This window comes from Streptomyces sp. 4N124 (assembly GCF_052245395.1).
In the GTDB taxonomy this organism is placed as follows: Bacteria; Actinomycetota; Actinomycetes; order Streptomycetales; family Streptomycetaceae; genus Streptomyces.
The window spans coordinates 197,907-224,406 of record NZ_JBQQBS010000010.1 but is presented as its reverse complement, the minus strand read 5'-3'; the positions used below and the strand labels follow the sequence as shown (position 1 = coordinate 224,406).

General features: G+C 71.1%; 25 protein-coding genes. 16 read left to right on the top strand and 9 right to left on the bottom strand.

Annotation, left to right across the window (positions count from 1 at the left end):
- Window positions 1-6: 6 nt before the first annotated feature.
- The 3 genes from ACTWQO_RS13615 to ACTWQO_RS13605 form a co-directional block, all read right to left on the bottom strand.
- Entirely contained in the window at window positions 7-1,494 is a 1,488-nt protein-coding gene (locus ACTWQO_RS13615; protein WP_443237533.1) for a flotillin family protein, read from the bottom strand.
- A gap of 134 nt (window positions 1,495-1,628) precedes the next feature.
- Window positions 1,629-1,847: a hypothetical protein gene (locus ACTWQO_RS13610; protein ID WP_443237532.1), complete on the bottom strand. Its 219-nt coding sequence runs from the start codon at window positions 1,845-1,847 to the stop codon at window positions 1,629-1,631.
- A gap of 49 nt (window positions 1,848-1,896) precedes the next feature.
- Window positions 1,897-3,321, bottom strand: coding sequence for an amidase (locus tag ACTWQO_RS13605; RefSeq protein WP_443237531.1), 1,425 nt, complete (start codon window positions 3,319-3,321; stop codon window positions 1,897-1,899).
- Window positions 3,322-3,615: 294 nt separating this feature from the next.
- Here ACTWQO_RS13605 and ACTWQO_RS13600 point away from each other — a divergent pair, with 294 nt between their 5' ends.
- The 3 genes from ACTWQO_RS13600 to ACTWQO_RS13590 all read left to right on the top strand — a co-directional run bounded on the left by ACTWQO_RS13600 (window position 3,616) and on the right by ACTWQO_RS13590 (window position 6,958).
- Window positions 3,616-4,956, top strand: coding sequence for a glycoside hydrolase family 43 protein (locus ACTWQO_RS13600; protein ID WP_443237548.1), 1,341 nt, complete (start codon window positions 3,616-3,618; stop codon window positions 4,954-4,956).
- A 217-nt stretch (window positions 4,957-5,173) separates the two neighbouring features.
- Complete coding sequence (locus ACTWQO_RS13595; protein ID WP_443237530.1) at window positions 5,174-5,923, top strand: SDR family oxidoreductase; 750 nt, start codon at window positions 5,174-5,176, stop codon at window positions 5,921-5,923.
- Window positions 5,924-6,118: 195 nt separating this feature from the next.
- Complete coding sequence (locus ACTWQO_RS13590; RefSeq protein ID WP_443237529.1) at window positions 6,119-6,958, top strand: helix-turn-helix transcriptional regulator; 840 nt, start codon at window positions 6,119-6,121, stop codon at window positions 6,956-6,958.
- 117 nt (window positions 6,959-7,075) lie between these two features.
- Here ACTWQO_RS13590 and ACTWQO_RS13585 read toward each other — a convergent pair whose 3' ends face one another.
- The 3 genes from ACTWQO_RS13585 to ACTWQO_RS13575 all read right to left on the bottom strand — a co-directional run bounded on the left by ACTWQO_RS13585 (window position 7,076) and on the right by ACTWQO_RS13575 (window position 9,413).
- Window positions 7,076-7,591: a DUF1269 domain-containing protein gene (locus ACTWQO_RS13585; RefSeq protein WP_443237528.1), complete on the bottom strand. Its 516-nt coding sequence runs from the start codon at window positions 7,589-7,591 to the stop codon at window positions 7,076-7,078.
- A gap of 193 nt (window positions 7,592-7,784) precedes the next feature.
- Window positions 7,785-8,981 carry a hypothetical protein gene (locus tag ACTWQO_RS13580; protein WP_443237527.1) on the bottom strand — a complete coding sequence of 399 codons (1,197 nt, stop codon included), beginning with the start codon at window positions 8,979-8,981 and terminating at the stop codon, window positions 7,785-7,787.
- A 60-nt stretch (window positions 8,982-9,041) separates the two neighbouring features.
- The gene (locus ACTWQO_RS13575; RefSeq protein WP_443237526.1) at window positions 9,042-9,413 is read right to left on the bottom strand and encodes an antibiotic biosynthesis monooxygenase family protein; all 372 of its coding nucleotides are present in this window, start codon (window positions 9,411-9,413) and stop codon (window positions 9,042-9,044) included.
- Window positions 9,414-9,553: 140 nt separating this feature from the next.
- Here ACTWQO_RS13575 and ACTWQO_RS13570 point away from each other — a divergent pair, with 140 nt between their 5' ends.
- Entirely contained in the window at window positions 9,554-10,198 is a 645-nt protein-coding gene (locus ACTWQO_RS13570; RefSeq protein ID WP_443237525.1) for a dihydrofolate reductase family protein, read from the top strand.
- Between the two features lie 11 nt (window positions 10,199-10,209).
- Here ACTWQO_RS13570 and ACTWQO_RS13565 read toward each other — a convergent pair whose 3' ends face one another.
- A complete protein-coding gene (locus tag ACTWQO_RS13565) occupies window positions 10,210-11,397 on the bottom strand; it encodes a sensor histidine kinase (protein WP_443237524.1) in 1,188 nt (395 codons plus the stop codon).
- 404 nt (window positions 11,398-11,801) lie between these two features.
- On the opposite strand from ACTWQO_RS13565, the gene ACTWQO_RS13560 reads away from it, so the two are divergent.
- From ACTWQO_RS13560 to ACTWQO_RS13530, 7 genes are all read left to right on the top strand, one after another.
- Window positions 11,802-12,254 carry a DUF6531 domain-containing protein gene (locus ACTWQO_RS13560; RefSeq protein WP_443237523.1) on the top strand — a complete coding sequence of 151 codons (453 nt, stop codon included), beginning with the start codon at window positions 11,802-11,804 and terminating at the stop codon, window positions 12,252-12,254.
- Window positions 12,255-12,279: 25 nt separating this feature from the next.
- Entirely contained in the window at window positions 12,280-12,648 is a 369-nt protein-coding gene (locus ACTWQO_RS13555) for a hypothetical protein (RefSeq protein ID WP_443237522.1), read from the top strand.
- Window positions 12,649-12,761: 113 nt separating this feature from the next.
- Complete coding sequence (locus ACTWQO_RS13550; protein WP_443237521.1) at window positions 12,762-12,947, top strand: hypothetical protein; 186 nt, start codon at window positions 12,762-12,764, stop codon at window positions 12,945-12,947.
- Between the two features lie 19 nt (window positions 12,948-12,966).
- On the top strand, window positions 12,967-13,677 hold the full coding sequence (locus ACTWQO_RS13545) for a hypothetical protein (RefSeq protein ID WP_443237520.1): 711 nt from the start codon (window positions 12,967-12,969) through the stop codon (window positions 13,675-13,677).
- Window positions 13,674-14,639 (top strand): DUF6895 family protein, encoded by a 966-nt coding sequence (locus tag ACTWQO_RS13540; protein ID WP_443237519.1) that lies wholly within the window; start codon window positions 13,674-13,676, stop codon window positions 14,637-14,639. The genes ACTWQO_RS13545 and ACTWQO_RS13540 overlap by 4 nt, the downstream gene beginning before the upstream one ends.
- Entirely contained in the window at window positions 14,636-15,556 is a 921-nt protein-coding gene (locus ACTWQO_RS13535) for a DUF6895 family protein (RefSeq protein WP_443237518.1), read from the top strand. Before ACTWQO_RS13540 ends, ACTWQO_RS13535 begins: the two co-directional genes overlap by 4 nt.
- On the top strand, window positions 15,553-16,632 hold the full coding sequence (locus tag ACTWQO_RS13530) for a serine hydrolase domain-containing protein (RefSeq protein ID WP_443237517.1): 1,080 nt from the start codon (window positions 15,553-15,555) through the stop codon (window positions 16,630-16,632). The genes ACTWQO_RS13535 and ACTWQO_RS13530 overlap by 4 nt, the downstream gene beginning before the upstream one ends.
- Window positions 16,633-16,708: 76 nt before the next feature.
- On the opposite strand, the gene ACTWQO_RS13525 is transcribed toward ACTWQO_RS13530, so the two are convergent.
- Entirely contained in the window at window positions 16,709-18,082 is a 1,374-nt protein-coding gene (locus ACTWQO_RS13525; RefSeq protein WP_443237516.1) for an alpha-lytic protease prodomain-containing protein, read from the bottom strand.
- 167 nt (window positions 18,083-18,249) lie between these two features.
- On the opposite strand from ACTWQO_RS13525, the gene ACTWQO_RS13520 reads away from it, so the two are divergent.
- A complete protein-coding gene (locus ACTWQO_RS13520) occupies window positions 18,250-19,044 on the top strand; it encodes a class I SAM-dependent methyltransferase (RefSeq protein ID WP_443237515.1) in 795 nt (264 codons plus the stop codon).
- A 32-nt stretch (window positions 19,045-19,076) separates the two neighbouring features.
- Here the strand turns inward: ACTWQO_RS13520 and ACTWQO_RS13515 are convergent, their stop codons facing one another.
- Entirely contained in the window at window positions 19,077-19,955 is an 879-nt protein-coding gene (locus tag ACTWQO_RS13515) for a helix-turn-helix domain-containing protein (RefSeq protein ID WP_443237514.1), read from the bottom strand.
- Window positions 19,956-20,136: 181 nt separating this feature from the next.
- Between ACTWQO_RS13515 and ACTWQO_RS13510 the strand changes: the two genes are divergently transcribed.
- The 4 genes from ACTWQO_RS13510 to ACTWQO_RS13495 all read left to right on the top strand — a co-directional run bounded on the left by ACTWQO_RS13510 (window position 20,137) and on the right by ACTWQO_RS13495 (window position 26,491).
- Entirely contained in the window at window positions 20,137-22,074 is a 1,938-nt protein-coding gene (locus ACTWQO_RS13510) for a maleylacetate reductase and hydroxyquinol 1,2-dioxygenase domain-containing protein (RefSeq protein WP_443237513.1), read from the top strand.
- Between the two features lie 46 nt (window positions 22,075-22,120).
- On the top strand, window positions 22,121-23,884 hold the full coding sequence (locus ACTWQO_RS13505; RefSeq protein WP_443237512.1) for an FAD-dependent oxidoreductase: 1,764 nt from the start codon (window positions 22,121-22,123) through the stop codon (window positions 23,882-23,884).
- A gap of 83 nt (window positions 23,885-23,967) precedes the next feature.
- Entirely contained in the window at window positions 23,968-25,062 is a 1,095-nt protein-coding gene (locus ACTWQO_RS13500; protein ID WP_443237511.1) for a LacI family DNA-binding transcriptional regulator, read from the top strand.
- A 112-nt stretch (window positions 25,063-25,174) separates the two neighbouring features.
- A complete protein-coding gene (locus tag ACTWQO_RS13495; RefSeq protein WP_443237510.1) occupies window positions 25,175-26,491 on the top strand; it encodes an ABC transporter substrate-binding protein in 1,317 nt (438 codons plus the stop codon).
- The last annotated feature ends 9 nt before the right edge of the window (window positions 26,492-26,500 follow it).

Genomic DNA, 26,500 nt, shown 5'->3' with positions numbered 1-26,500 from the left:
AGTCGTTCAGTTACCGTCCTTCTCCACCGGCACCTGCTGCACAGGCGGTGTCGCCGGCCCGCCCAGCGTCGACGTCCCGTTCGGGCTCTGCCCGTTCTGGTTCATGGACGCCAGCAGTTGCCGGGCCAGCCCCAGCCCCGTGCCGCCCATCGTGAGTGCCTTGGCCAGCATGTCGGCCATACCGTCGGCGCCGTTGAGCACCACCATGTTGTCGACACTGCCGAAGGCGCTGGCTCCCGCCTTCACGATCTCCGGCCAGTTCTCGGCGAGTTGCTGGGCGACCACAGCCTCCTGGTTCTCCGCGAGCGCGGCGGCCCGCGCCTTGATGGTCTCCGCCTCGGCGAGGCCCTTCGCCCGGGTCGCCTCGGCGACCGCGAGGCCCTTGGCCTGGGCCGCGGCGGCCTCCGCCTCACCGGTGGCCCTCGTCGCCGTGGCGGCAGCGGCGCCCCGCGCCTTCGTCGCCTCGGCCTCGGCGCCCGCGGCCGTCTTCACCCGGGTCGCCTCGGCGGCAGCCGCCAGCTCCGTCTCCTTCGCCTTGGCCTGCGCGGCCGAGATGCGCGCGTCGCGTTCCGCCTCCGCCAGCGTCCGCTTCTCGTACGCCTGCGCATCCGCGGGCTTACGGACGTCCACCTGGAGCTGCTGCTCACGCCGTTGCGCCTCCAGCTCGGCGACCCGCGTCTCCTGGACGACGACTTCCTGGCGGGACGCGGCATCGGCGAGCGGACCCGCCTGACGGGCCTTCGCCGCGGCCTTGTCCCGCTCGGCCTGGTAACCGGCCTGAAGGATCTCGCTGTCCCGGGTGGCCTCCGACATCCGGGCCGCGGCCTGCTGCTCGGCCTCGGTGGCTCGCCGGTTCGCCTCGGCCTGCGCGATGCGCGCGTCCCGCTGCACGGCGGCGGCGTGCGGCATGGCGAGATTCTTGATGTACCCGGTCGGATCCTCGATCTCATGGATCTGCAACGAGTCGACGATCAGGCCCAGCTTCTCCATCTCGGTACCGCACGCGGCCCGGGTCTGCCCGGTCAGTTTCTCCCGGTCCCGGATCATGTCCTCGACGGTCAACCCGCCCACGATGGACCGCAGATGACCGGCGAACACGTTGTGCACCCGCTCCGCCATCAGCTTCTGCTGGTCCAGGAAGCGGCGGCCGGCGTTGGCGATCGACACGAAGTCGTCGCCCACCTTGAAGATGACCACGCCGCGCACCTTGAGCGGAATGCCCTGGTGGGTCACGCAGTCCACGGACAGTTCGGTCTCGTTCAGGTCGAGCGACAGCTTGCGCACCGCCTGCACACCGGGCAGCACCAGCGTGCCGCGCCCGGTGACGATGCGGAATCCCATGCCCTCCTCAAGGCCCTCGGTCCGGTGTTTGGACCCGGAGATGATCAGTGCCTCGTTCGGTTCCGCGACCCGCCACATCAGCTTGAACAGACCGATCACGGCGAGGACGGCGACAAGCGCCACCCCCGCAACGACGCCGACAACCATCGGCATACGCCCCCTTTGCATGGTGCCCTTTAGGCACCGAATGAAGGGGAGTGTGCGCCTGTCCAGGGCCGGGGTGAAGACACTGGAGGATCCTTGTCACAACCTTGACGCATACGGCTCCCACCTGCGCCGGTGCGGGCTCAACTGTCGTATGCCGCCTGGACGTAGACGGTTCTCGGCGGCAGGTACTCCACGACCATCACCACCGTGCCGCTCTCGATGCGGTCCGCCCCGGAGGCGGGATAGGCCAGGAAGTGCTCGGCGCCCCCGCGCACCCGGACGATCACCTCGCCGACCAGCCCGGGCCCGATCGTCCCGGTGACCCGCCCCATGAGCCCGACCATCGACGCATCGTCCATCGTCACAGCGTACGGGCTCCAAGGTCACGGCGTTATGGGCCGAACGCCCTTACGCCGCCGGGGAATCGGCGGTGGCCTGCTGCGGTGGCCACAGCTCGTGCCAGCGCAGGTCCGCCTCCAACTGGGCGGCCAGGGACACCAGCAGGGGCTCGCTGTTCGCCGGTCCGAGGAGTTGCGCGCCGACCGGCAGTCCGCCGGGCGCGAAGCCCGCGGGGACGTTGACGCCGGGCCAGCCCAGCACGTTCCACGGCCAGGCGTACGGGCAGGCGGCGATCATGGCGCGGTCGGTGGCCAGGCCGCCGAGGTTCAGCATCGAGCCGATGCGCGGCGGGGGAGCGGCCGTCGTGGGCGCGAGGATCACGTCGTACGACTCGAAGAAGGCGCCGATACGGCGGTGCAGGACGGCCTCGGCCCGCCGTGCGGCACGCAGCGGGGGCCCGCCCAGCAGTCTGCCGAGGCGTGCGGCGTCCCGGGTGCGCCGGTCGAGGAGGTCGGGGAAGGGCACGTCGCGGACGCGCTCGGCGAGCCCGACGGTCGCGCGGGGGACGAAGGTCAGGCCGATCTGCCCGTACGGCGGGTCGGCCTCCTCGACGGTGTGCCCCAACCGGCCCAGTTTCTCGGCGAGTTCGACGACCCGGGCCCGCACCTCCGGCAGCAGTCGGGCGGGCAGGGCGGTGAACGGCGGCTTCAGGGAGAGCGCGATACGCAGCCGTCCGGGGTCGCGCCCCACCGCCTCGGACATGTTCAGGGCGGGCGGCCGGTGCGGGTCCTGTGTGTGGTTGCCGCTCGCCGCGTCGAGGAGCAGGGCGGCGTCGGCGACCGTGCGGGCGAGGGTGCCGTTGACGGTGATGCCCTGGAACGACTCGCCGCGCGGCCAGGTGGAGATGCGCCCGCGCTGCGGCTTGATGCCGATCAGATGGGTCCAGGACGCCGGAATCCGCACCGAACCGGCGCCGTCCGAACCGAGCGCGGCCGGCACCAGACCCGCGGCGACCGCGGCGGCCGAACCGCCGGACGAGCCGCCCGGGGTGTGCTCCGGGTGCCATGGATTGCGGGTCGCGCCGAAGGACGGTCCCTCGGTGAACGGCCACTGACCCAGCTCGCAGGTGTTGGTCTTGCCGACGATCACGGCTCCGGCCGCGCGCAGCCGCCGTACCGCCTCACCGTCCTCCGCCACGGGCGGGAACTCGCCCGGACACCCGAACGCGGTCGGTTCCCCCGCCACGTCCATGTCGTCCTTCACGGCCACCGGCACCCCGAGCAGCGGCCGGCGCACCCCGGACGCCAGTTCCTTGTCGGCGGCGTCCGCCTCGGCGAGCGCGGCCTCGGCCCGTACGATCCGGAAGGCGTTCAGCGATCCCTGGCTCGCCTCGATCCGTGCCAGGGCCTCGGTCACCATGGCCCGGGACGTCACCTCCCCGTCGGCCAGCGCACGGGCGGAGTCCGCGAGGCCTGCGGCACGGTCGAGCGTCATACGGACACCTCCGGAAGGACGTTGTCTACCGAACGGTAACGTCCGCGGGGCGGTGACGGAACGTCCCTGGCCGGACAGGCGCTTCCCGGATGTCACACAGGCGTCACCAGGTCATGTCCAAAGCATTGACGGCCCTCCACCCCACCCTTACCTTCTGATCGACTTGCCGAACTTCGTTCGGTATTTCGTACGCCCGTGTTCGCGGGCCGAGTGCCTTGCCGAGTGTCTTAGGGAGAGCCGCCCGTGACCGCCACACGTCCCCCCACGCCGTCCCGCCGTACCCTGCTGCGCGCGATGGCCGCCCTGCCCGCCACGGCACTCGTACTGGGCGAAGTGCCCGGCCTGCTCGGCACGGCCGTGGCCGCCGCACCGCCGAGCGGATCGGCCACCCGCTACACGATCGTGCCGTTCCTCAACAGCAACGACGGCACGGTGAACGTATACACGTCGGACGACGCGACCGACTTCCGCCTGGCCCGGCCCTCCGCGTACACCCCGCCGAGCAACCGCATCCGTGACGCGAGCATCTTCAGACACACGAACGGCTACTACTACATCACCTACACCACGCACACCTGGCAGGACACCAGCACCACCATCGGCTTCGCCCGCAGCTCCGACCGCGTCAACTGGACCTTCCTGTACGACTACACGGTCCCGATCGCCAACCTGTCCCGTGCCTGGGCGCCGGAGTGGTTCGTCGACAGCGACGGCAGCGTGAACGTGATCGTGTCCTGCTCGACGACGAACGACGAGTGGATCTTCACGCCGTATCTGCTGAGGGCGACCAACTCGGCGCTCACGGCGTGGAGTTCACCGGTGGCCCTGTCGGGCATCGGCGCCAACCACATCGACACGTTCATCGTGAAGACCGGCTCGACCTATCACGCGTTCACGAAGAACGAGACGACGAAGTACATCGAGTACGGCACCGCGTCGAGCCTCACCGGCCCCTACACCATCCGCCGGACCGGCAACTGGGCAGGCTGGGGCAGCTACCGGGAGGGCCCGGCGCTGGTGCAGCTCGACAACGGCGGCTGGCGCATCTTCTTCGACGGCTACGGCGACGGCACGTACTACTACAGCGACAGCTACGACACCTTCGCCACCTGGTCCGCCCCGGCCGGACTCCCCGCCGTATCCGGAACGGCCCGCCACTTCACGGTGATCAGGGAGACGGTCTCCGGCGGCCCGGCCCTGGCCAAGGGCATCACCCGCTCCTTCCAGTCCGCCAACTACCCCACCCGCTACTGGCAGACCCAGTCCTCCCTGCTCAACCTCCCCGTGGTCAGCAGCTCCAGCACGACGGCGGAGAAGCAGGCCGCCACCTTCTCGGTGGTCGCCGGCCTGGCCGACGCCAACGCCTACTCCTTCCGCGACGCGTCCGGCAACTACCTGCGCCACTACGACTTCCGCGCCCGCTTCGACGCCCACGACGGCACGACCACTTTTGCCAGAGACGCCACCTTCATCGCCCGCACCGGCACGAGCGGCGGCGCGCTGCGCTTCGAGTCCTACAACTACCCGGGCCACTACCTGCGCCACTACGGCTACCAACTACGCGTGGAACGCTCGAACGGTACGGACCTCTTCCGCCAGGACAGCTCGTTCGTGCCGGTGGGGGCCTGGGGCTGAGCTGGGGGTTTGCTGACCTGGGGAGTTGCGCCGGGGTCTCCAACCGGTGGCTCGCGGCGCCCGGTCTGGAGGCGCTGACCGGCTGTGGCGTCTTCTATGCCCCAGTCAGGGACCGCCGATCCATGGATAAACCTTCCTCTCCCGCCCCTGCGCGGGCGCTCTTACGGTCGAGGCTGCGGGCGCTCACCGGCCCGCCGTAACGAAGGAGCGCGACCCCATGAAGATGACCGGCAACACGATCCTGATCACCGGCGGAACCTCGGGCATCGGGCTCGGCCTGGCTCTGCGCCTGCACGAGGCCGGCAACAAGGTGGTCGTCGCCGGCCGGCGCAAGGAACTCCTCGACGAGATCACGGCCGAGCACCCGGGCATCGACGCGCTCGTCCTCGATGTGGCGGACCCCGACTCGATCGCCCGGGCCCGTGAGACCGTGGCGGCGAGCCACCCGGGGCTGAACGTCCTGGTCAACAACGCCGGCATCATGCTGCGGGAGAATCTCCTCGACCCGGCCGGACTCCCGGTCGCCGAGGATCACGTCACGGTCAATCTGCTCGGCACGATCCGGATGACGTACGCCTTCCTGCCGCTGCTGGTGGGCAAGGACGACGCGGTCGTCATGAACGTCACCTCGTCGCTGGCGTTCGTCCCGTACCCGGTCACCCCGGCCTACAGCGCGACCAAGGCCGCGCTGCACTCCTTCTCCGAGAGCCTGCGCATCCAGCTCGCCGGTGCCGACGCCGGCGTCCAGGTGATCGAGGTGGTCCCGCCGGGCGTGCGCACGACCCTGATGGGCCAGCAGGACAGCGACGAATCCATGCCGTTGGACGACTTCCTCACCGAGACCCTCGACCTGCTGCGCGAGAAGCCCGACGCGAAGGAGCTTGTCGTCGAGCGCGCCAGGTTCATCCGCGACGCGGTGGCCAGCGGCTCCTACGACGACGTCCTCGCCATGATCAGCGGCAGCTGACCGACAACGGGGGACTGTCGCGGCGGGCCGTCTTCCAGATCGACGGCCCCTGCGGCGCGTCTCGCTGCGAGCGCCCTCGGCGTCGGCGGTGCGAGCGGCTTCGCGGGGGTGGGAGAGAGGAGGGTGGGAGAGGAGGGCTCAGCCATGGATCGGCGGTCTCTGGATAGCCGGGCGGGATGCGGCGAGGATGGGGGCATGGACAAGAAGGAACTGGCGGAATTCCTGCGCCACCGGCGTGAGACGCTGCGCCCCCGCGACGTCGGGCTGGTCGAGGGGGCACGCAGGCGTACGCAGGGGCTGCGCCGCGAGGAGGTCGCGCAGCTCGCCGGCATGTCCACCGACTACTACGCGCGGCTGGAACAGCAGCGCGCTCCGCAGCCCTCCGTCCAGATCACCACGGCTCTCGCCCAGGCACTGCGGCTGACCCTGGACGAACGCGACCACCTCTTCGTCCTCATCGGCCACAACGCCCCGGCCCGCTTCCACCGCTTGGAACATGTCAGCCCGACGCTGATGCGGGTCCTGGACCGCCTGGACGACGCCCCGGCCATGGTGCAGACCGACCTGGTCGACACCCTCGCGATGAACCCGTTGGCCGTCGCGCTGCTCGGCGACCAGACCCGCCACACCGGTCTGGCCCGCAGCGGCTACTACCGCTGGTTCATGGACCCGGCCGAGCGTCTGATGGTTCCCGAGGAGAACCGCGAACGCCACGGCCGCGCCCAGGCAGCACGCCTGCGGGCCGCGCTGACAGCCGGCAGCGACACCCCCCGAGCCGCCCGCATCCTCGCCGAACTCCAGGAACACAGCCCGGAGTTCGTCCGCATGTGGGAACTTCAGGAGGTCGCCCAACGCTACGAGGACTGCAAGACCATCCTCCACCCCGAACTCGGCCGCATCGACGTCGACGCCCAGCTCCTGTTCACCGAGAACCGCGCCCAGACCCTGGTGGTACTGACCACTCGCCCCGGCACGGAGAGCCACAGCAAACTCGAACTGCTCTCCGTCATAGGACACCAGCAGCTCACCACCTGACGTCCTGGACGCACGGGCGTCGGCGCCACGCAGATGTATGGGAAGTTGTCCGCGTCGCCCAGGCGGGGCGGCGCGGACAGCCCGAGCTGCAGCGGCGTGCCGCCACCCGGGGCGGGATCAGGCGGTCGGTTCGCCGGTCCTGGCGGGCTGGGGGTTGATCGCCGCGCTGAGTCGTTGCTCCTCGGCCAGGGTCAGTGAGGTGTGCAGGAGGTCACCGCCGTACGGGGCGATCCGGGGCAGCACCTTTTCCTCGGTGGCATCGATGACCAGGGCGATCACGGCGGCGCCGCCGGGCTGCAGGCGGTGGCCGAGCTGGTTGATGAAGGCGGTGTTGTCGTCCTCGTCCTCGGATACGGCCGCGGTGACGCTGCCGGTGGCGGCGCCTATCGCGGCGCCCAGCAGCGGCTGGAGCATGAGCAGTCCGATGAGGCCACCCCAGATCGCGCCGGAGACCGCACCGTCGACCACCGGGTTGTCCGAGGAGTGAATCTTGACCTTGCCCTCCTTGTCGCGGGTGACGAGGACCGCGTCGGCGAGGTGCAGGGAGCGTTCGGTCTTGAGGGTGCGCAGTTCGGCCAGTACCTGCTGGGCGGCGGCCTCGTCGTTGTAGGCCACGGCGATCATGTCGGTCATGGGATGACTCCTGTCGTGTCGGGACGTGCGTGCGCGCCGGGAACGCCGATAAGGCCGATGCGGTGGTGCTCATCGCGAGGGCCTTGTTCTGTCCGGGGCTCGGTGATGGCACCACTGTGGACTAGGTCGAGTGACAAAGTCAATCGAGTGACAAAGTCTGTGGACTTGATCGCCCGCGGGCACGGCGATGGGCTCAGGGCAGCCGGACCGCCGCTGCCGGGACCGTTTCACGCACAGCCACGTACACCGCGTGCACCGCGAGCACACGCTCGATCTCGTCGATGATCGGCGCGAAGAACTGCTGTCGATGGTCCGCGTCCGTCATGGAGGTGACCGCGAAGTACATGCTGCCGAACGCGGCGAAGAGCGTGGCGTTCCGCAACATCGCGACCGGGATGACGGGGAAGAGGACAGACGTCTCGGGTTTCTCGCCGATCCACTGTTCCGCCGTCTCGGGCGTGACCACCAGCACGCCCAGGGCAAGGAAGAAGGCGAACAGCGCCGAGCCGACCACCGCCGCCTGCACGAGCTGGCGGCTGGCCAGCATCAGCAGCAGATTGCGTTCCTGCCGTGCGCTCAGCGGCATTGCGGGCAGGTGATCGTCGGACGCCAGGTGTTCGGCCGGCACTCCGGCCAAGGGTGTGCCCTGGCACGCCGCCGACAGAGTGGGCAGGCTGAGGTCCTGCTCGACCCGGCCGATCTCATCGCGCAGGCGGGCAGCGGCGGCAAGCACGGTGATCGCGGCGAACAGCACGACGACGAGCCCGACGCGCCACCACGCCAACCGGTTCATGGCCTGCCACAACTCGCCGGTGAAGAACAGGAAGAGCGTGACGAAGAGCAACGCGGGCAGCGCCCGGCCCAACAGGTGCACGCTGTTGCGCAGATCGAAAACCGAGTGACGCACAGCCCGGCGCAACAGCGTGCCGAGGCCGTACGTGGTGGCGACCAGGGTGGCGACGAAGGCGGCGGCGAAGAAGATCACGAAACCCAGCAGCCCGGCCACGTCGCCGCCCGGCGGAGTGACGGCTCCGTCGACGGCGAGCTGCAACAGAGGTACCGCGACCGGCATCGTGGCGTACACGCCGAGGATCGCGATGGCGGTCCTGCGCGAGAAACGGGGAAGCCGCCGTACGAAAACGGTACTTGTACCCCACGCGGCCAGCGTCATCACGGCGACGCCACCGAGGAGGACCCATCCCTGCGAACCTGCGGACCTGAGCGGGACGAGCCAGGCCAGGCTGGCCAGCGCTACGAAGGCCAGCGACGGCAGCATGCGGGGCAGCACGTGATCGACGAAGCCGTAGCCCTCGATCATCGTGGGTGCGCCTCGCCGGACGAACCAACGCTCGGTTCGGCGCAGCGTCGCCTGCGACACCGTGTACGGCATGGTTGACCGGCCCTTTGATCACTGTGGAATGAACGATGCGAACATCAACTCGACCGCACCTTATGGGCTCTGCGGGTCCTCCGCTCGCGTGAACCCGTGGCTCCGTTCCACTTTCGCCACATGCAGCGTGTAGCTCTGGTACCACTCGGCTCGCCCGCGCTTTTGCGCCGCGCGGTGCTCGGCGTTGCTCCGCCACTCCGTGAGGGCGTCGGCGTCGCGGAAGTAGCCGACGGTGATGCCCAGCCCGCCAGGGGTCTGCGCGTGGTCCATCCCCAGGAACCCGGGGACGTCCTTCACCAGGTCCTCCATGCGTGCGTTGGTTTCGCTGTAGCCGCTCTGGTCCTGGGTTCGCACCGTAGTGAAGACAGCCACGTAGTAGGGGGGTTCATAGGCCTCGACGGGCGTGACAGGCGTGTCCGAGTGATCGCTCATGGCGCCACCGTAGGCGGAGCACATGGCGACCACCCCGGAAATTTCTCAGCTGTTCCGGGAAACTGTCGATCCGGCCGTCTCCCATTCGACGCAGGGGTGAGGCAGGGAAGGCCCTGCCCGGCGACAGCACAGGAGAGCGCATGGATCAGCTGCTGAGAGTCCAGAACTTCAACGTCTCGAGTGACGGGGTAGGCGCCGGCGTGGACCAGAGCTTCGAGAGCCCGTTCGGCCTCCCCGATGCCGCGAGGCTGTTTTCCTGGGCCGGTGCCACGGCGAGCTGGCCCAACCGCACCGACCCCGGGGGCAGCCGGGGCCTCGACGACTACTTCACTCGGGACTTCGCATGCAACATCGGCGCCGAGATCATGGGCCGCAACAAGTTCGGACCCCAGCGCGGGCCCTGGCACGACCATGAGTGGCGCGGCTGGTGGGGGGACGAGCCCCCGTTCCGCACGCCGGTGTTCGTCATGACTCACCACACGCGTCCGTCGTTCAGCCTCTCCGACACGACGTTCCACTTCGTGGACGGTGACCCGGCCACGGTGCTGGAGCAGGCCCGGGAGGCGGCGCAGGGCAAGGACGTCCGACTCGGCGGCGGGGTCACCACCATTCGGCAGTTCCTTGACGCGGACCTCGTCGACACGATGCATGTGGCGGTCTCGCCGGTGAAGCTCGGGTCCGGAATTCGGCTCTGGGAGTCCCCCGATGAACTGCTCGACCGGTTCCACCTGGACGTCGTGCCCAGCCCGAGCGGGGTGACGCACCACCTGTTCTGGCGGAGGTGACACACGGTCCCTCAGGATCTCCCCGCCGAGAACACCGCCCGCACCTCCCACCCCACGCCGCCCCGCGGCCCGGCATCCAGTTCGCCGCCCAGCGCGGTCACGCGCTCCTTCAGGCCGACGAGGCCGAAGCCGCCGCCGTGGGCGGCTGCCGGGAGTTGGGTGCCGCCGCGGCCGTCGTCCGTCACCGACACCACCAGGCGATCGGTGTCGGTGTCGAATCGCAGGCGGACCTCGATGTGCGTGGCGTCGGCGGCATGCCGGCGGATGTTGGTGAGGGCCTCCTGTACGACCCGGAAGGCCGCGGCCTGCACCTCGTGGGGGAGGGCGCCGGAGGACAGGGCGGGGTCGCCGTGCAGGACGACCTGCTGGCCCGGCGTCGCGAAGCCCTCGATCAGTTCCGCGATGCCCGCGAGGTCGCCGACCGGGCGGCGGTCGGCGACCTCCGGACCGGTGTCCCGCAGCACACCGACCGTGCGGCGCATCGAGGCGAGGGCCTCGGTCGCGGCGCGTTCGATGCCGGCCAGGACGGGGTCCAGGTCCTGCGGCTGGGTGGTCGCCATCATGCGGGCCACCTGGGTCTGCACGAGAATGCCGGTCACGTGGTGGGCGACGAAGTCGTGCAGGTCGGCGGCGATGGCCAGGCGTTCGCTGCGCCGGGTGTCGCTGACGGCGACGGTGCGGCGGTAGTCCATCGAGCGCAGGTAGCCCGCGAACCCCGCGACGAGGCCGACCAGCAGCAGCCCGATGATCTGCAGGCCCAGCACGTCGCTGCTCAGCGTCATGTCACCGCGTACCGGCAGGATGAGCAGTGCGCCGGCGTCGAGGGTTCCGCACACCATGGCCCGGCGCGGCGGGCAGTGCCGTACGGCGATGAAGAGCAGGCACAGCAGGATCGTGATCTCGCCCGGGCCGAGCATGACCTCCCCCTGGACCAGCAGCGAAGCGGCTGTGAGGAGGGCCGAGGCGAGAGCGGGCACCGCGGTGCGGACCTGCGGCGTGAGCCACTCGGGCCGCCGCCCGGCCGGCCACAGCACGGCGGCCAGTCCGATGAGCACCACGGCCAGGGTCGGCCAGACGGGGCCCGCCGTCGGCAGGACGCTCGCTCCGTCGCTCGCGAAGAGAACGTCGACGACACCTGCGGCGAGCAGGACACCGACGGCGAGGCCACGGACGCAGCCCTGGGCGGAAACGGAGTTCATGCCGATCACCGTAGGCCGAACCCCCGGTAGCGGGATCGGCCGAATGACCGAGGGACCTGCCGCTGACGCCGACCTTATGGCCGAGGCGCGCGCCCGGACGCGCGGGCGAGGGTGGGGCGGCATCCTCACCACGGACATCGGGAGTACGCGATGCAGCCGGCCGAGCGCGACTCGCCGGCGATCATGGGCCCGTCGGGGTGGTGCGGGTTCGTGTTCTCCGGTCCCCCAAGGCGGGCCTTTTCAACTCCTCGCCGCCTCCTACGACTTCACCCACCACGCGCCTCCTCGCGCCCCCACCGCCCCGCGCACCACAGCCTGACCGAATCCCCTCCTGAAGCACCCACGCCTCGTGTGCCAGCGTGGTCCGTCGGCTTCCGCAATGCGATGGGGAGAGGTACACGGCCGTGACGTTCTACACCCGCGACGAGAACGAACTCTTCGGCGAGCAGCCGGGGTACGCGTACGCCGGGAACCGGGTTCACACCGTGACAGGCAACTTCGTACGACTCGAGACCGACCTGCCCATGGCGGACCCGTTGCTGTCCTGGCGCCGGACGTACAACGCGCGCAAGGCGGTGGACAGCGGGCTCGGCCCGGGATGGACCCACTCCCACGGTGCCCGGCTGGAGTTCCCGGCCCCGGACCGGGTCCTGCTCCACGGCACCTGCGGCCGGGTGCTCACCTTCCGCCGGCGCGGCGATGGCGGGTTCGAGCGGCCGCAGGACCTCGCCGCCGACCTGCACGCCGTACCGGACGACCGTTACGAACTGCGTGTCTTCAGCGGGGAGGTCTGGAGGTTCGACGCGTCGGGCGACTGGACGGAGATCGTCCCCGTCCCCGTCCCGGTGCCCGTCTGACGGAACGGAACGATCGGAGCGCGCCATGCCCCAGGACGTAGAGATCACCCCCCAACTCGGCGAAGCGCTGCGCGACTACGCGGACGTCACGCTCAGCATCACCGTCTCCGCCGAAGCTCCGCCCGAGCGCGTCAAGCCCGCGGTCCGCCGCGTCTGGGACGCCCTGTGGGAGGTGGGCAGCACCACCCCGCTGCCCACCGGCGACCTCCCGACGCCGTCCTACATCTCCCCGCCGGCGGGCGCGGGCCACGGGCCATGGACGATCACCGTGGACTTCGGCCACGCCCCGAGTGCCGAACGAGGCCGCGTGCCGACCTTGATCGCCGACATCCTGCGCGAGTACGACGCAACTCCCGCGGTCCTGGACGTCGCCCGGCTCACCGAGGAGGACTAGGCGCCAGGAATGTTGAAGAAGTGACGTATTGCCACGTCTGGGAAAAGATGCGTGCTCTGTGACTCTGTGGTGATCTGGGTTGTGGAGGGGGTGAACCCAGAGGAGATGGTGATATGCCTTCCACTGACAAGGCGTTCGAGGACATCACGGGCGTCCGCATCGACATCGAGGCGGCGCTCGACCCCGTGGAACCCGACGGTGTCTTCCGCGACAGCCGCGAGTGCGCCGCGTTGGCGCTGCTGTCCGCCGACACCAAGCTGCTGCTGTCCCCGCCGACCCCTCGCCCCAAGAAGGGCTGAGCGGAACGGGAGCAGCTGAATGGAGCAGTCAGGCGCTACGACCCTCTTGCAGGGCGCGGTGCAGGACGTTGCGTCGGACGTGGTCTCCGCCCTGCGTGGCGGGGACCACGTGCGAGTGTCCGGCACAGAGGCCGTGGACGGCCATGGGGGAAGTCTCGCGCTCGCCGCCGTACGCGTGTTGGGAGCGGACCTGCTGCTGCCGCACGTCCTCTTCCGCACCCCGCCCGCCCCCGAGACCCTCACCGTGTTCCGGGAGACCGTGGAGGCCTTCCCGCCCCGCGCGGACGCGGCTCCCACCGTCATGTGGAGCCACTGGGCCATGCGTCGCACGCTACGGCGGCTCGACCCGCCGCCGACAGGACCGCCCGGCGCGGACGCGACCGCGGAACCGGACGCCCGCTGGCTCGACGAGGCGACCTGGCAGGTGCTGACGCACCAACTCGCCGTCCTGGCCCCGCTCGCGGTGCCCGGCGAGGACTGCGCGGTGGCCCGCGCGGCCCGGCGCCGCACGGTCGACGTGGCCCGGGGCTTCGTACGGGCGGTGCGCCGCAGGGACTGGCAGCAGGCGGCCGGTGCCGGACGCTGGCTGACCCTGCTCGAGGACGTACCGGACGCACTCGGTCTCGAGGCGGGGCTGGACTTCGTGGAACTGATGGGCGGCACGGACCCCCGTGTGGCCCTCCAGGCACAGGCGGCACGCGTCATACGGGCCGCCGGAGCGCTCGTATGACGGCAATGGACGTCGGCGAGATCCGGGAAGTGGCAGCGGGCGCCTTCGCCTGGCTGTCCGCGCACCGCGGCGACTTCACGCTGGGGGAGGACGCGCTCACCGCGGACGGCCACGTGGACGCGACCTGGAAACCACTCGGGGAACTGGCCCAGACCTGCGCGAGCGTACGCGCGCACACTCCGCCCTCGGACCCGCTCCACGCGTGCGCGTCCGACCTGTTGCGGTTCGCGTGGCAGCAGACCGGCCGGGGCGAACTGTTCCTGCGCCTCCAGGCGCTGGAACCCTTCGCGACGTACCCCCTGGAGGTCTACTCCGTCTTCGCCGCGGCCGGACTGCGGCACTCCGGGTACGAGGCCGCCGCCGCCACGACGGCCCGCACCCGGGGCTGGCGGCTGACCGAGCAGGAACCGACCCGCCGGCTCGGCGTCCTCAAGGCCGAGCACCGCAGCGGCATCCACCGGCCGGAACAGGACACGCAGGTACTGCGCCGCACCTGGCTGGGCGGACTGCCGGAACCATGGACGTTCGAGCGCTCCTCGGGGTATGCGCTCACCCACGTCGTCTTCCACCTCACCGACTGGGGCCGCACCCCTGAGGGCGTCCCCGCGGACCTGGCCGCCTACCTCGCCGACTGGCTGCCCCCCTGGCTCGACACCTGCCTGGACGCCGGGATGTGGGACCTCAGTTGCGAGCTGCTGATCGTCGCCGCGAGCCTCCCGTCACCGCCCGACCCCGGGATCCTTCAGCACGCCTGGCCGCGGATCGCGCGGGCGCAGTACGCCTCGGGCGCGCTCCCGGAGCAGGGCCCGCAGGGCGACGCCGGAGCGGATCCGGAGCCGGACTTCCGCCGCTGCTACCACTCCACCTTGATGGCCGCGTTCGCGGCGGCACAGACCCTCAAGTGCCTTACGGGCGAGGGCGATACGCACCACCGGTACGGGGAACAAGGAGTGCCCGGATGACCGACACCCGTCTGATACACACCGTCGGCGTCCGCGCCCTGGAGTGGCTGTGGGCCCACCGCGACGGATTCCGCCTGGAGCCCGACGTCGATCCGGAAGTGGGCTTCCTGGAGCGCTTCAAACCGGTCGGCGAACTGGCCCTGATCTGCCGGGTGTTGTTCCGCGAGGGCGTGGCCGGATCGCAGCAGGCCGAGCTGGCGCGCAAGCTCGTGGACCACACCTGGCGGCACACCCTGGACGGCGGTCGCATGCTGGTGCGCGGCCAGCGCATCGAACCGCTCTCGCCCATCCCCTTCGAGGTGTACCTCCCGTACAAGGAACTCGGGTACAGCGAACCCGAGGTGGAGCGGGCCACCGTCCTCTACCACCGGCTCGACAGCTGGGCGGCCCTCGAACTCGACCCGACCCGGCGTCTCGGACTGGCCGCGTTCCAGCGCCGCTTCGGCCTCACGCCCAGCCCGCCCGAGGCGGACCTCGTCGGCGCCACCTGGCTGGCCCGCACGCCCGAGCCCTGGACGGTCAGCGGGCACATCGCCTACGACGTCACGCACGCGGTGTTCCACCTCACCGACTGGGGAGAGCACCCCGAGGGCCTGCCCCCGGACATCGCCGACTACCTTGCCATGTGGCTGCCGGTCTGGATCGACGACTGGCTGGACCTGAAGCGCTGGGACCTGCTCGGCGAACTCCTCGTCGTCGACGCCTGTCTGCCCCGCCCCACCCTGGACGCACGGGCATGGGAGGGCTTCGCCGCCGCACAGCAGCCCGACGGTGCCATGCCCGCCTTCGGGACGATGCCGGAGGGCGACGCGGACGAGGTGTTCGACCTCGTCTACCACCCGACGCTGGTCGCCGCCTTCGCATCCGTGCTGGCCACCTCCCGCGCCCTCACCGAGCTGGCGCACGCCACCCCATGACCGGCCGCTCCACGCCCTGGCCGGGCGGCGCCGACGACATCGACCAGGACGGCACGGGCGGCCCCCTCGGCAGCGACGACACGGTGCGGGAGCGGCTGGAGAGCGCCGTCCACGCCATCGACGCGCCCGACGCCGTCTTCGCCGTCTCCCGGGCCGGTCACCGCACCCTGCACTGCGGCGGCACGGCCCCGCCCCCGCCGGTCCCACGGGAGGACCTGCGGTACGAGATCGGGTCGGCGTCCAAGACGTTCACCGGACTGCTGCTGGCCCAGCTCATCCAGCGCGGCCTGCTGACCGGCGGCGAGCCGGCCGCCGCCTGCCTGGACCCGGCCCGGCGGACCGACCCGGCACCGGTGACGCTCGCCCACCTCATCACGCACACCGCCGGACTGCCCACCCTGCCGGCCGACTTCTACCTGCGGGCGATTCCCGCCTGGCGCACCAACCCCTACGGCCGCTATCCCGCCGAGCGCGTGACCCAGGCGTTCCTGCGACACCGCCCCCGGCACCGGCCCGGCACACGGTGGGAGTACTCCAACTTCGGCGTAGCCGTGCTCGGCCACGCCCTCACCGCGGTCACGGGCACGGCCTGGGACGAGCTGCTCGGCGCACACATACTGCGTCCGCTCGGCCTGAGCGGCACCGCGCTGCGGCCGGAAGACCCCAAGACCGACGCCGTCGGACACGGCAAGGACGGCCGCACCCGCACCGCCGCCTTCGACGCGGGCGGCTTCCCGGCGGCCGGTGCCGTCCGCGCCACCCCGCACGACCTGCTGACCTTCCTCGAAGCCCACCTCGACCCGGTCGGCTCCCCGCTGGCCGACGCACTGCGGGCGGTGCGCACGCCCCTGCTGCGCCGCGGTCTTGGACACCGGCACGTGCACACGATGGCGTGGTTCCGGCACCGCACGAACGGCGGACCGATGTACTTCCACAGCGGGGCGACCCTCGGCCAGCAGGCCTTCCTCGGCTTCAGGCCCGACGCCGGCACGGCCCTGGTCGCGCTGTGCACCCGCCGGTTCCGCGCCCGCGACTCCTTCGTCGCCACCGCGTACGCCCTCCTCGCTGAGGAGTAGCAGGCAACGGGGGAGCGGACGGTGCGGGAGCATGGCCCCCGCACCCGACGTCGTACGACATCTACCGTTTCCGCACCTACAGCTTCTGCCACAGGGCCGGAGTGGCACTCGGCGACCACACGCCCTGCGCCTGGTGGGTCTGCAGGCACTGGTAGCGCACACCGGAGTGGGTCACCGTGGCGCCGGCCTCGTAGACGCGGCCGGCGGCCCATGCGCCCTGCACCCCGTTGTCCTGCTGACTGGGCGGCAGGGCCTCGGAGGACGCGGTCTTCAGGACGAGGCCGAAGTCCTTGAGGATCGGGTTGACCGGCTGGTAGTAGGTGGTCCCGCCGCTGGTGCAGTCGCCCGAGCCGCCGGAGGTCACGCCCTGCGCCTGGCTGCCGGAGACGTACGGGCCGCCGGAGTCGCCCGGCTCGGCGCACACGCTGGTCTTGGTCACGCCGTCGACGGTGCCCTGGGAGTAGTCGACACTCGTGTCGTGCTGCTGGATGGTGCCGCAGTGCCATCCGGTGGTGGACCCGGAACGGCAGATCGACGCCCCGACGAGTGCCTGGACCGAGCCGGTGATCTCCGTCTTCTCACCGCCCTCGCCCTTGACGCCGGGCGTGGCGGTCCAGTCGGTGTTGACGCCGACCCAGGACATGTCCTTGCTGGGGAACGTGGAGGCCTGGAACGTGCCCTGGTCGGCCTTGTTGTAGCCGGTGGTCTTGTCGCCCTTGTCGCCGCAGTGGCCGGCCGAGGCGAAGCCCTGCTGCGTGCCCTTGGTGACGGAGAAGCCGACGGAGCAGCGGGCCGTGGTCCCGATGTAGTAGGCGTCGCCGCCGACGATGTCCGCCAGCAACCGTGGCCGCGCCGAGGACACACGGACGCCGACGTTCTGGCCCTGGACGCCGGCCGCCTTGATGAAGGCGGTGGCGGCCGACTGCCTGACCGCCTCGACGACGACCCGGTTCGCCGGTACGTCGACGTACCAGACCGGTGTGTCCCGTGTCGTGACGCGGGTGGCGGCGGTGTCCAGCTTCTCCTTGACGGCCTGCAGTTCGCTCAGGGTCCGCTTGACGACCGCGGCCTTCGCGCCCTGGGCCCGGATGGTGGACACGTCGGCGGCCCGCGTGGTCGCGACGGTGAGCTCGGCGGAGGTCGCCCCCCGCACCCAGGCCCCCGCGAAACGCTCGCCCAGGGCGTTGCGGAGACGGCCCGCACGGACGCCCGCCTCCGCCTCGTTGACCAGACGCTCGGCCGCCTGGCCCGGCGTCAGCCCGAGGTCACGCTGCAGGGCACGCAGCAGCGCCGCCGACGGCCGGTCGGCACCGACCGTCTGCGCGGCGGTGGACCCGGGCACCGGCTTGGGTGGCTCGGCCGCCGCGGCCGAGGTGATCCCGGTGAGGGCGAGGATCCCGAGAGCGGTCAGGGCGGTGCGGCGACCGGCCGCGGCATGTCTGCCGATCATGCGATGTACCTCCATCGAGTACGGGTGAGAATGCGACGGAGTCAAGGCGTTTACGGAAAGACATGAGTTCATGTCAAAGGCACCGAGTTTTCGCGCTTTGGGGGACGTTGAGCGTGCCATGTGCGCTATGCGGGCTGCGCGCGCCCCGGAGGAGAGGAAGGACCGAAGTGGCCGACTACGCACTGACCCTCAGCGACTCGGAGATCGAGCGCTACCGGCTCATGGCCGATGCCGCCGAGCGGCGGGAACGCGATCTGTGGGTGGCCGCCGGTGCGGTGCCCGGCGCGCGGATCGCCGACGTGGGATGTGGACCGGGCGCGATCGCGGTGCGGCTGGCGAGCATGGCGGCACCGGACGGTGCCGTATGGGCGGTCGACCGGGACGGCGACGCGCTGGCCGTCGCCTCCGCACTCGCCGCACGAACCGGCGCACCCGTGCACACCGCCGGCGGATCCGCCGACGCCACCGGGCTGGCCGAGGGCACCTTCGACCTGGTGATGCTGCGGCATGTGCTGGCCCACAACGGCGGCCGTGAGCAGGCGATCGTCGACCATCTCGCCGCGCTGGCCCGGCCCGGCGGCGGCGCGGTGTACCTCGTGGACATCGACCTGAGCTCCTCCGGCCTACGGAACGCCCCTCCCGAGTTCGACGAGATGGACGACCGCTACCGCGAACTGCACCGGCGCCGCGGCAACGACCTGACCGTGGGCACCGGGCTCGACGAACTCCTCACCGCCGCGGGCCTGGAAGTCGTCACCTTCGAAGGCCACATCAACGTCTTCGCGCCCCCGCCCGGCATGCGCGGACCCGTCTGGGCCGCCCGCGACACCCTCGTCGCCGAGGGCCTGGCCACCCCGGACGACATCGCCTGCTGGGACGACGCCTTCCGGCGCGCCGAACAGACCGCGAGCGGACGCCGCTTCTTCGCCGCCAACTTCATCGCCGTGGGCCGACGCCCCTGACAGCCTCACGCGCAGGTCACCTCGGCAGGCGGTCAGCCTTCGCGGCGCAGCGCCGCCGGGGTCGTACCGAGATGGGAGCGGAGCACTCTGGTCAGGTGCTCCTGGTGGGAGAAGCCGCATGCGGCTGCCACGTGCGCGATCGGCAGGGTGCCCGCACGCAGCAGCCGGGCCGCCTGCTCCACCCGCAGCCGCACGAGATACCGGTGCGGAGGGCACCCGGTGCGGGCCTTGAACCGCCGGGCGAACTGGCTGACGCTCAGTCCGGTGGCCGATGCGAGGTCCGCCAGCGAGAGCGGCTCGGAGAGCCGGGCGTCGAGAAGTTCCCGGACGGCCGCGAACTGCCGGTCGCTGAGCCCCACTTGCCGCTCCGGCGCGTCGGCGTCACGCTGCCTTACGCTGTGCCGGCGTGCCAGCTGCGCCGCCGTCATGAGGGCGAGTTGGTCCGCGTAGACGGCCCCGCTGGGCTCCCAGCGTCGTACGACTCCGTCGAGCGCGAGCACGAGCTGTTCCAGCAGCGGGTCCGTGCTGCCGAACTCCTCCTTCAACCGCACCGTCCGCTCGTCGTCCGCCATCGCCTGGAGCGCGACGTCCGAGAGGTAGACGTGCACCGTGTTGAGGTGGCCGCCGAGTTCCACGTCCAGCTCCGTGGCGGCCGGATGCAGGAACAGTCCGCCGGGGGGCACCTGCCGGGCGGCGGTCAGTCCCCGGCGTCCGCGCCGGACGGTCACGGGTCCGTCCAGGTGCAGGATCAGCAGATGGCTGTCGGCTCCGGGGAAGGCGTCCCGGTACGGCACTTCCCGCTGCGTCGACACGAACAGCCGCTCCCAGCCGAGCCCCGCGCTGCTGCGGACGGGACGCACGCCCGGCCGCGCCAGGATGCCGTGGGTGTCACCGAGTCCCATCTCGCCCATACGGCCCTCCTTCGCGCCCCGGTCAGTCTCCCGGTCCCGCGCTCACGTGGGCAAGCGGCAGCGGATGTCGCCGTTTTCGTGCAGCGGGATGCGGCGAATGTGCAGGCGCGACGCGCCACCGGGTACGGATACTGCCGCAGACGCCTCGACCCCCACAGAGCACAGCATGGAGAGCGGCCACATGAGGAGTTTCGTCCATACGGCCGGACCGAGCCGGGTGATCTTCGGTGCGGGCACCCTGGACCGGGTGCGCGAGGAGGCCGAGCGGCTCGGCGCGTCCCGGGTGATGCTCCTGTCGGGCGGGTCACGCGCCCTGCACAAGGACACCGAGCGGCTCCGTGAGGTCCTGGGCGAGCTGGTGACGGCCGAGTTCGCGGGGGCCGCCATGCACACTCCCGTCGAGGTGACCGAGCAGGCCCTGAGGCTGCTGCGGGACCGGAGCGTGGACTGCCTGGTGGCGATCGGCGGCGGCTCGACGACCGGCCTCGCGAAGGCGCTGGCGGTCCGCACGGATCTGCCTCAGGTCATCGTGCCGACCACGTACGCCGGTTCCGAGGTCACCCCCGTGCTCGGCGAGACCGTCGACGGCCGCAAGACCACCCGCTCCTCGCCCGCGATCCTGCCGGAAACGGTCGTGTACGACGTCGAGCTCACCCTCGGCCTGCCCGTCCCGGCGACGGTGACCAGCGGCATCAACGCCCTGGCCCACGCCGTGGAGGCCCTCTACTCCCCGGACGCCACTCCGGTCACCGACGCCATGGCCGTGGAGGCGGTCGCCGCCATCGGCAGGGCGCTCCCGGCCCTCCACGACGACCCGACCGACGCAGAGGCGCGGGCCGAGCTGCTGCAGGCCGCCTGGCTGGCGGGCATGTGCCTGGGGGCCGTGGGCATGGGGCTGCACCACAAGCTCTGCCACACACTGGGCGGCGCCTTCGGCCTGCCGCACGCCGAGACCCACACCGTGGTCCTCCCGCACGCTATGGCGTACAACGCGCCCGCCGCCCCGCAGGCGATGGAGCGCATCGCCCGCGCCCTGAGCGTCCCCGACGCCCCCGCGGGCGTCTTCGACCTGATCCACCGGGTCGGCGGCCCCACCTCGCTGCGCGAACTCGGCCTCGCCGAGTCCGACCTGGACCGCGCGGCGGAACTGGCCACCGCACAGCCGTACCCCAACCCGCGCGAACTGACCCGCATCGGTCTCGCCGGCCTGCTGCGGAACGCCTGGCAGGGCCGCCGCCCCGAAGGACCTCCCGACCTGCGTCCGCTCACCGAAGAGGTCGTGGCGAGCTTCGCCGGCTGCGAGAACCCGCGCCTCAGGCAGCTGCTCACCGATCTCGCCCGCACCCTCCACGCCTACACGATCCGCAACGACGTCACCCCGCGGGAGTGGCAGTTCGCGATCGACTTCCTCACCGAGGCCGGTCACATCACCACCGACACCAGGCAGGAGTTCATCCTGCTCTCCGACACCCTCGGCGTGTCCAGCGTGGTCGACGCGCTCACCAACTCCCGTACGCCCGACACCACTTCATCGGCGATCCTCGGCCCCTTCTACGTGGCCGGGCCGCCCGCCGCCGAGCACGGCAGCGACATCGCGGGAGACTTCGCCGGCACACCGCTGTGGGCGGACATCCGGGTCACCGACCGCGAGGGCGCCCCGGTCTCCGGGGCCGTCGTGGACGTGTGGCAGTCCAACGAGGAGGGCTTCTACGACGTCCAACTCCCGGATCTGGACGGGCCGGTGCTGCGCGCCCGGTTCACCACCGACGAGGACGGGCGGTTCACGTTCTGGTCGATTCTCCCGTCCGAGTACCCGATCCCGGACGACGGGCCGGTGGGCAGGATGCTCTCCGCCGTGGGGCGCCACCCCTACCGCGCACCGCACGTGCACTTCCTGATCGACGCCCCTGGATACCAGCCCCTGATCACCCAGCTGTTCGTCCGCGGCGGCGCCTACCTCGACGGAGCCCCCGGGCAGCGCGACGCGGTCTTCGGCGTGAAGGACGACCTGATCACGGACTTCGTCCCGCGCACCGGCCCCACACCCGACGGCCGGCCGGTCGAGGGCGAGTGGCGGCTGCTCGAGTTCACGTTCCACATCGCCCGCCTCGGCGACTGAACAGCCTTTTCTCTCACGGGTTTTGACGAAGCTTCACGGAGACAGCATGAGCACGCCTGAGCAGCACTATGACACCGACGTCCTCGTCATCGGCAGCGGCCCCGCCGGCGGTACCGCGGCCCTGCTGCTGGCGACCTACGGGGTGCGCACCCACCTGGTCACCAAGTACGGGTGGCTCGCGGACACCCCCCGCGCCCACATCACCAACCAGCGCGCGATGGAGGTCTTCCGCGACCTCGGCATCGAGCAGGAGGCCCTGGAGAAGGGCACACCGAGCCATCTGATGGGCGACACCGTCTTCGCCACGTCGCTCCTCGGCGACGAGATCGGCCGCATCCGCACCTGGGGCACCGCGGACGAGAGCCTGACCGAGTACGCGGCACAGAGCCCGTGCGGGATGATCGACCTCCCGCAGACCTACCTGGAGCCGATCCTCCTGTCCAACGCGGCCAAGCGGGGCGCCGTGATCAGGCTCAACACCGAGCTGGTCGACTTCGAGCAGGACGCGGACGGCGTGACCGCGCGCCTGCGCGACCGGCCCGGCGGCACCGAACACACCGTACGCGCCCGGTACATGATCGGCGCCGACGGCGGCCGCAGCCTCGTCGCGGAGAAGCTCGCGCTGCCCATGGAGGGGCAGATGGGCAAGGCGGGCAGCATGAACATCGTCTTCAAGGCCGACCTCGCGCGGTATGTCGAGCACCGCCCCAGCGTCCTGTACTGGATCATGCGCCCGGGCGCCGACGTCGGCGGGATCGGCATGGGCCTGCTGCGCATGGTGCGGCCTTGGAACGAGTGGCTCATCGTCTGGGGCTACGACATCGACAACCCCCCGCCGGAGGTCACCGACGAGACGGCGGCAGCGATCGTCCGCGACCTCGTCGGCGACGACCAACTCGACGTCCGCATCGACAACGCCTCCCTCTGGACCGTCAATCACGCCTACGCGACGCGGCTGCACGCCGGACGCGTCTTCTGCGCCGGGGACGCCGTCCACCGGCACCCGCCGTCCAACGGCCTCGGCTCCAACACCTCCGTCCAGGACTCCTACAACCTGGCCTGGAAGCTGGCGGCCGTCCTCAAGGGGCAGGCCGGGCCCGAACTGCTGGACACCTACTCCGACGAACGCGCCCCGGTCGCGCAGCAGATCGTCGAGCGCGCGAATCTCTCCCGTGACCAGTTTCTGCCCCTCTTCGAAGCGCTCGGCGTCGTCGGCGGGGACGAGGAGGGCATCACCAAGGCCCTGCACGCGGCGCGGCAGCCGGACGCCGAGGGGGCGAAGAAGCGGCGGGCGATCCGCGAGGCGATCGAGCTGAAGCACTACGAGTTCAACGCCCACGGTGTCGAGCACAACCAGCGCTACGAGTCGGCCGCCGTCCTCCCCGACGGCACCGTCGAGACGATCACCCGCGACGACGAACTCTTCGGCCGCCCGACCTCCCGCCCCGGCGCCAAGCTGCCGCACGCCTGGCTCGTCGACCACAAGGGCGGCCGTGTCTCGACGCTCGACCTGGTCGGCAGGGGCGGCTTCTGCGTTGTCACCGGTCTCGCCGGCATGCGATGGGCCGAGGCCGCCGACAGCCTGGCCCGGGAACTCGGCCTCGATCTGCGCGGCGTCGTCATAGACCGCGACGCCCATGACGCGTACGGCGAGTGGAGCCGCCGCGCGGAGATCGACGAGGAGGGCGTGCTGCTGGTCCGGCCCGACGGGTACGTGGCCTGGCGCCGGGGGAGTGGCGCCGCCGACGCCGACGAAGCCGTACACCTTCTGCGGGAGGCGCTGACGGCAGTTCTGTGTCGGCCTGAGTAACGGTCGGTACTGGGCCCGCTCGTCTGATCGATTGATCGGTAGAATGGAGGTATCGCGGGCAATCGATCGGAAACGGTGAGGGCATGCGGGAGTCGGCGGAGAAGCGGCAGGCCCGGATCGCGGAGCTGGTGCGGGTGCGGGGTGTCGCGCGCATCACCGATCTCGCCGACGAACTCGGCGTCTCGGTCGTCACGGTGCGTCGGGACGTCGAGGACCTGGCCCGGCGCGGAGAGGTGCGCCGGGGGCACGGGGTGGCGCGGTCGCTGCGGCCCGTACCCGAAGAGAGCCTCGCCGGGGGCGATGCCGTCGCCATGATCGTGCCCGAGCGGAACACGTATCTCACCGAGGCCGTCCAAGGCGCCCGGGAGGCGGCGGAGAAGGCCGGGCTGCGGCTCGAACTGCACATCGCGGCCGATGACGGCGGGGCGGAGCGCGAGGCGGTACGGCAGGCGCTCGACGGCGGCGCGCGCGGGCTGCTGCTGTCGCCGCACTGGCGCACGCGCGCCGAGGAGATGGACGCGGACCATGCCTGGCTGGCCGCCCTGGAGGTGCCCGTCGTGCTGGTGGAGCGGCGCCCCGCCCGCACCAGCGCCATCTACCCGCTGGACTCCGTGCGCTCGGACCACGCGTACGGCGTGCACCTGGCGCTGGAGCACCTGGCCGGCCTCGGACACCGGCGGATCGTCCTGGCCGCACGCGACGACAGCCCCACGGCGCGGGTGATCCGCGACGAGTTCGCCGGGCAGACCGCCGCCCGCGGTCTCGCCGCGGGCTGCCGGACCATCCTCAGCTCCCGTACCGCGGGCCCCGACCCGTCCGCCGCCGACCCGCGCTCCGCGGATCTGGTGGAGGCGGTGCGGAAGACCGGCGCGACGGCGGTGCTGATCCACAGCGACATGGACGCGCTGGTGCTGGTGCAGCGGCTGCAGGCGGCCGGCATCGAGGTGCCGGGGCGCTGCTCGGTGGTGGCGTACAACGACGTGGTCGCCGACATGGGCCCGGTCCCGCTGACGGCCGTCGCCCCGCCCAAGGCCGAGCTCGGCCGGATCGGTTTCGGCCTGCTGCTGCGCCGCCTCGGCGCGGCCCGCGAAGGACTGCGCCCCGGAGCGACCCGGCACGTGGAGCTGCTGCCGAGCCTGGTGATCCGGGAGTCCACGGGCACGCGCGCCACTCGCTGACATCCATGAGTTGTTCGTTTGACCGTTCTAGTTTCTTCTGTTCGATGTATTGACGCCTTTTTCGTCTCCCGCTCAGGATTTGGGTAACCCCAGCAATGACGCGGGAGGCCCCATGCCGGCTCGACGACGCGTACGGCTGGCCACAGCCGCACTGCTCACCGCCATGACCCTGTTGCTCGCCGGCTGCTCCTCGGGAGGCAGCGACACCGCCGGGACCGGGCCGGTGCACCTCACGTTCTGGTCGGCGCTGCGCGGCACCCAGGAGGTCGTGGACGAGTACAACCGCAGCCAGGACAAGATCCGGGTCGACTATCAGCAGGTCCCGTCCGGCCCCCAGGGCGGCTGGGCCAAGCTCAGCAACGCCGCCCGCGCGGGCAACGCCCCCGACGTCGCCACCATCGAGTACCCCCAGCTGCCCGGCTACGCCATCGACGGCGTGCCCCGCGACCTCACCGACCTGCTCCCCGACGACGTACGCCGAAAGTTCCTTCCGCAGGCTCTCGACCTCACGACCCTCGACGGCCGCATCTACTCCGTGCCGGTGGACATCGAGCCGATGATGTTCTTCTACCGCAAGGACGTGCTCACCAAGTACGGCATCCAAGTCCCCAAGACCTGGGCCGAGTTCGAGACCGCAGCCCGCGCGCTCAAGAAGGCCGACCCCGGCTCCCGGCTCGCCAGCTTCTTCACCAACGGCTCCCAGCACATGGCCGGTTACGCCTGGCAGGCCGGCGCCCAGTGGTTCCGGACCGCCGACGACACCTGGCGGATCACCATGGACGACGCCCCGACCCGCAAGGTCGCCGAGTACTGGCAGCGCCTCGTCGACCAGGACCTGGTGCGCGTCGAGCCCGTGGACAGCCAGCAGTGGCGGGCGCACCTCCAGAACGGCGAGACCGTCGGCTACATGGCGGGCGCCTGGGCGGCCGGCTCACTGATGAACTCCACCCCCGGCGGCAAGGGCAAATGGGCGATCGCGCCGCTCCCGCAGTGGGACCCGGCGAAACCGTCCCTCGGTACCCAGGGCGGCTCCACCTTCGCCGTCACCAAGGACAGCCAACACCCCGAGGAGGCACTGGAGTTCATCATCTGGATGGTCACCAGCCCGGACGCCCTGCGTGCCAAGCTCTCCAGCGGCATCAGCAGCGCCTACCCGGCCGTACCCGCGCTCGTCCCCGTGGCCCGCAAGGAGATGGACACCGCCTACTACTCCGGCCAGGACATCTTCGGGCTCTTCCAGGAGTCCGCGCGGCTGGTCTCACCGCGCTGGCAGTGGGGCCCGCGCATGACCTCCACGATCACCTCCGTCGAGGACGGGTTCGCCAAGGCCGGAGCCGGCAGCGGCAGCATCATCGGCGCCCTGCGCCAAGGGGAGCGCAGAACGCTGCCCGACCTGAACAGCCTCGGCCTGTCGGTCACCACCCACTGAGGAGCAGCC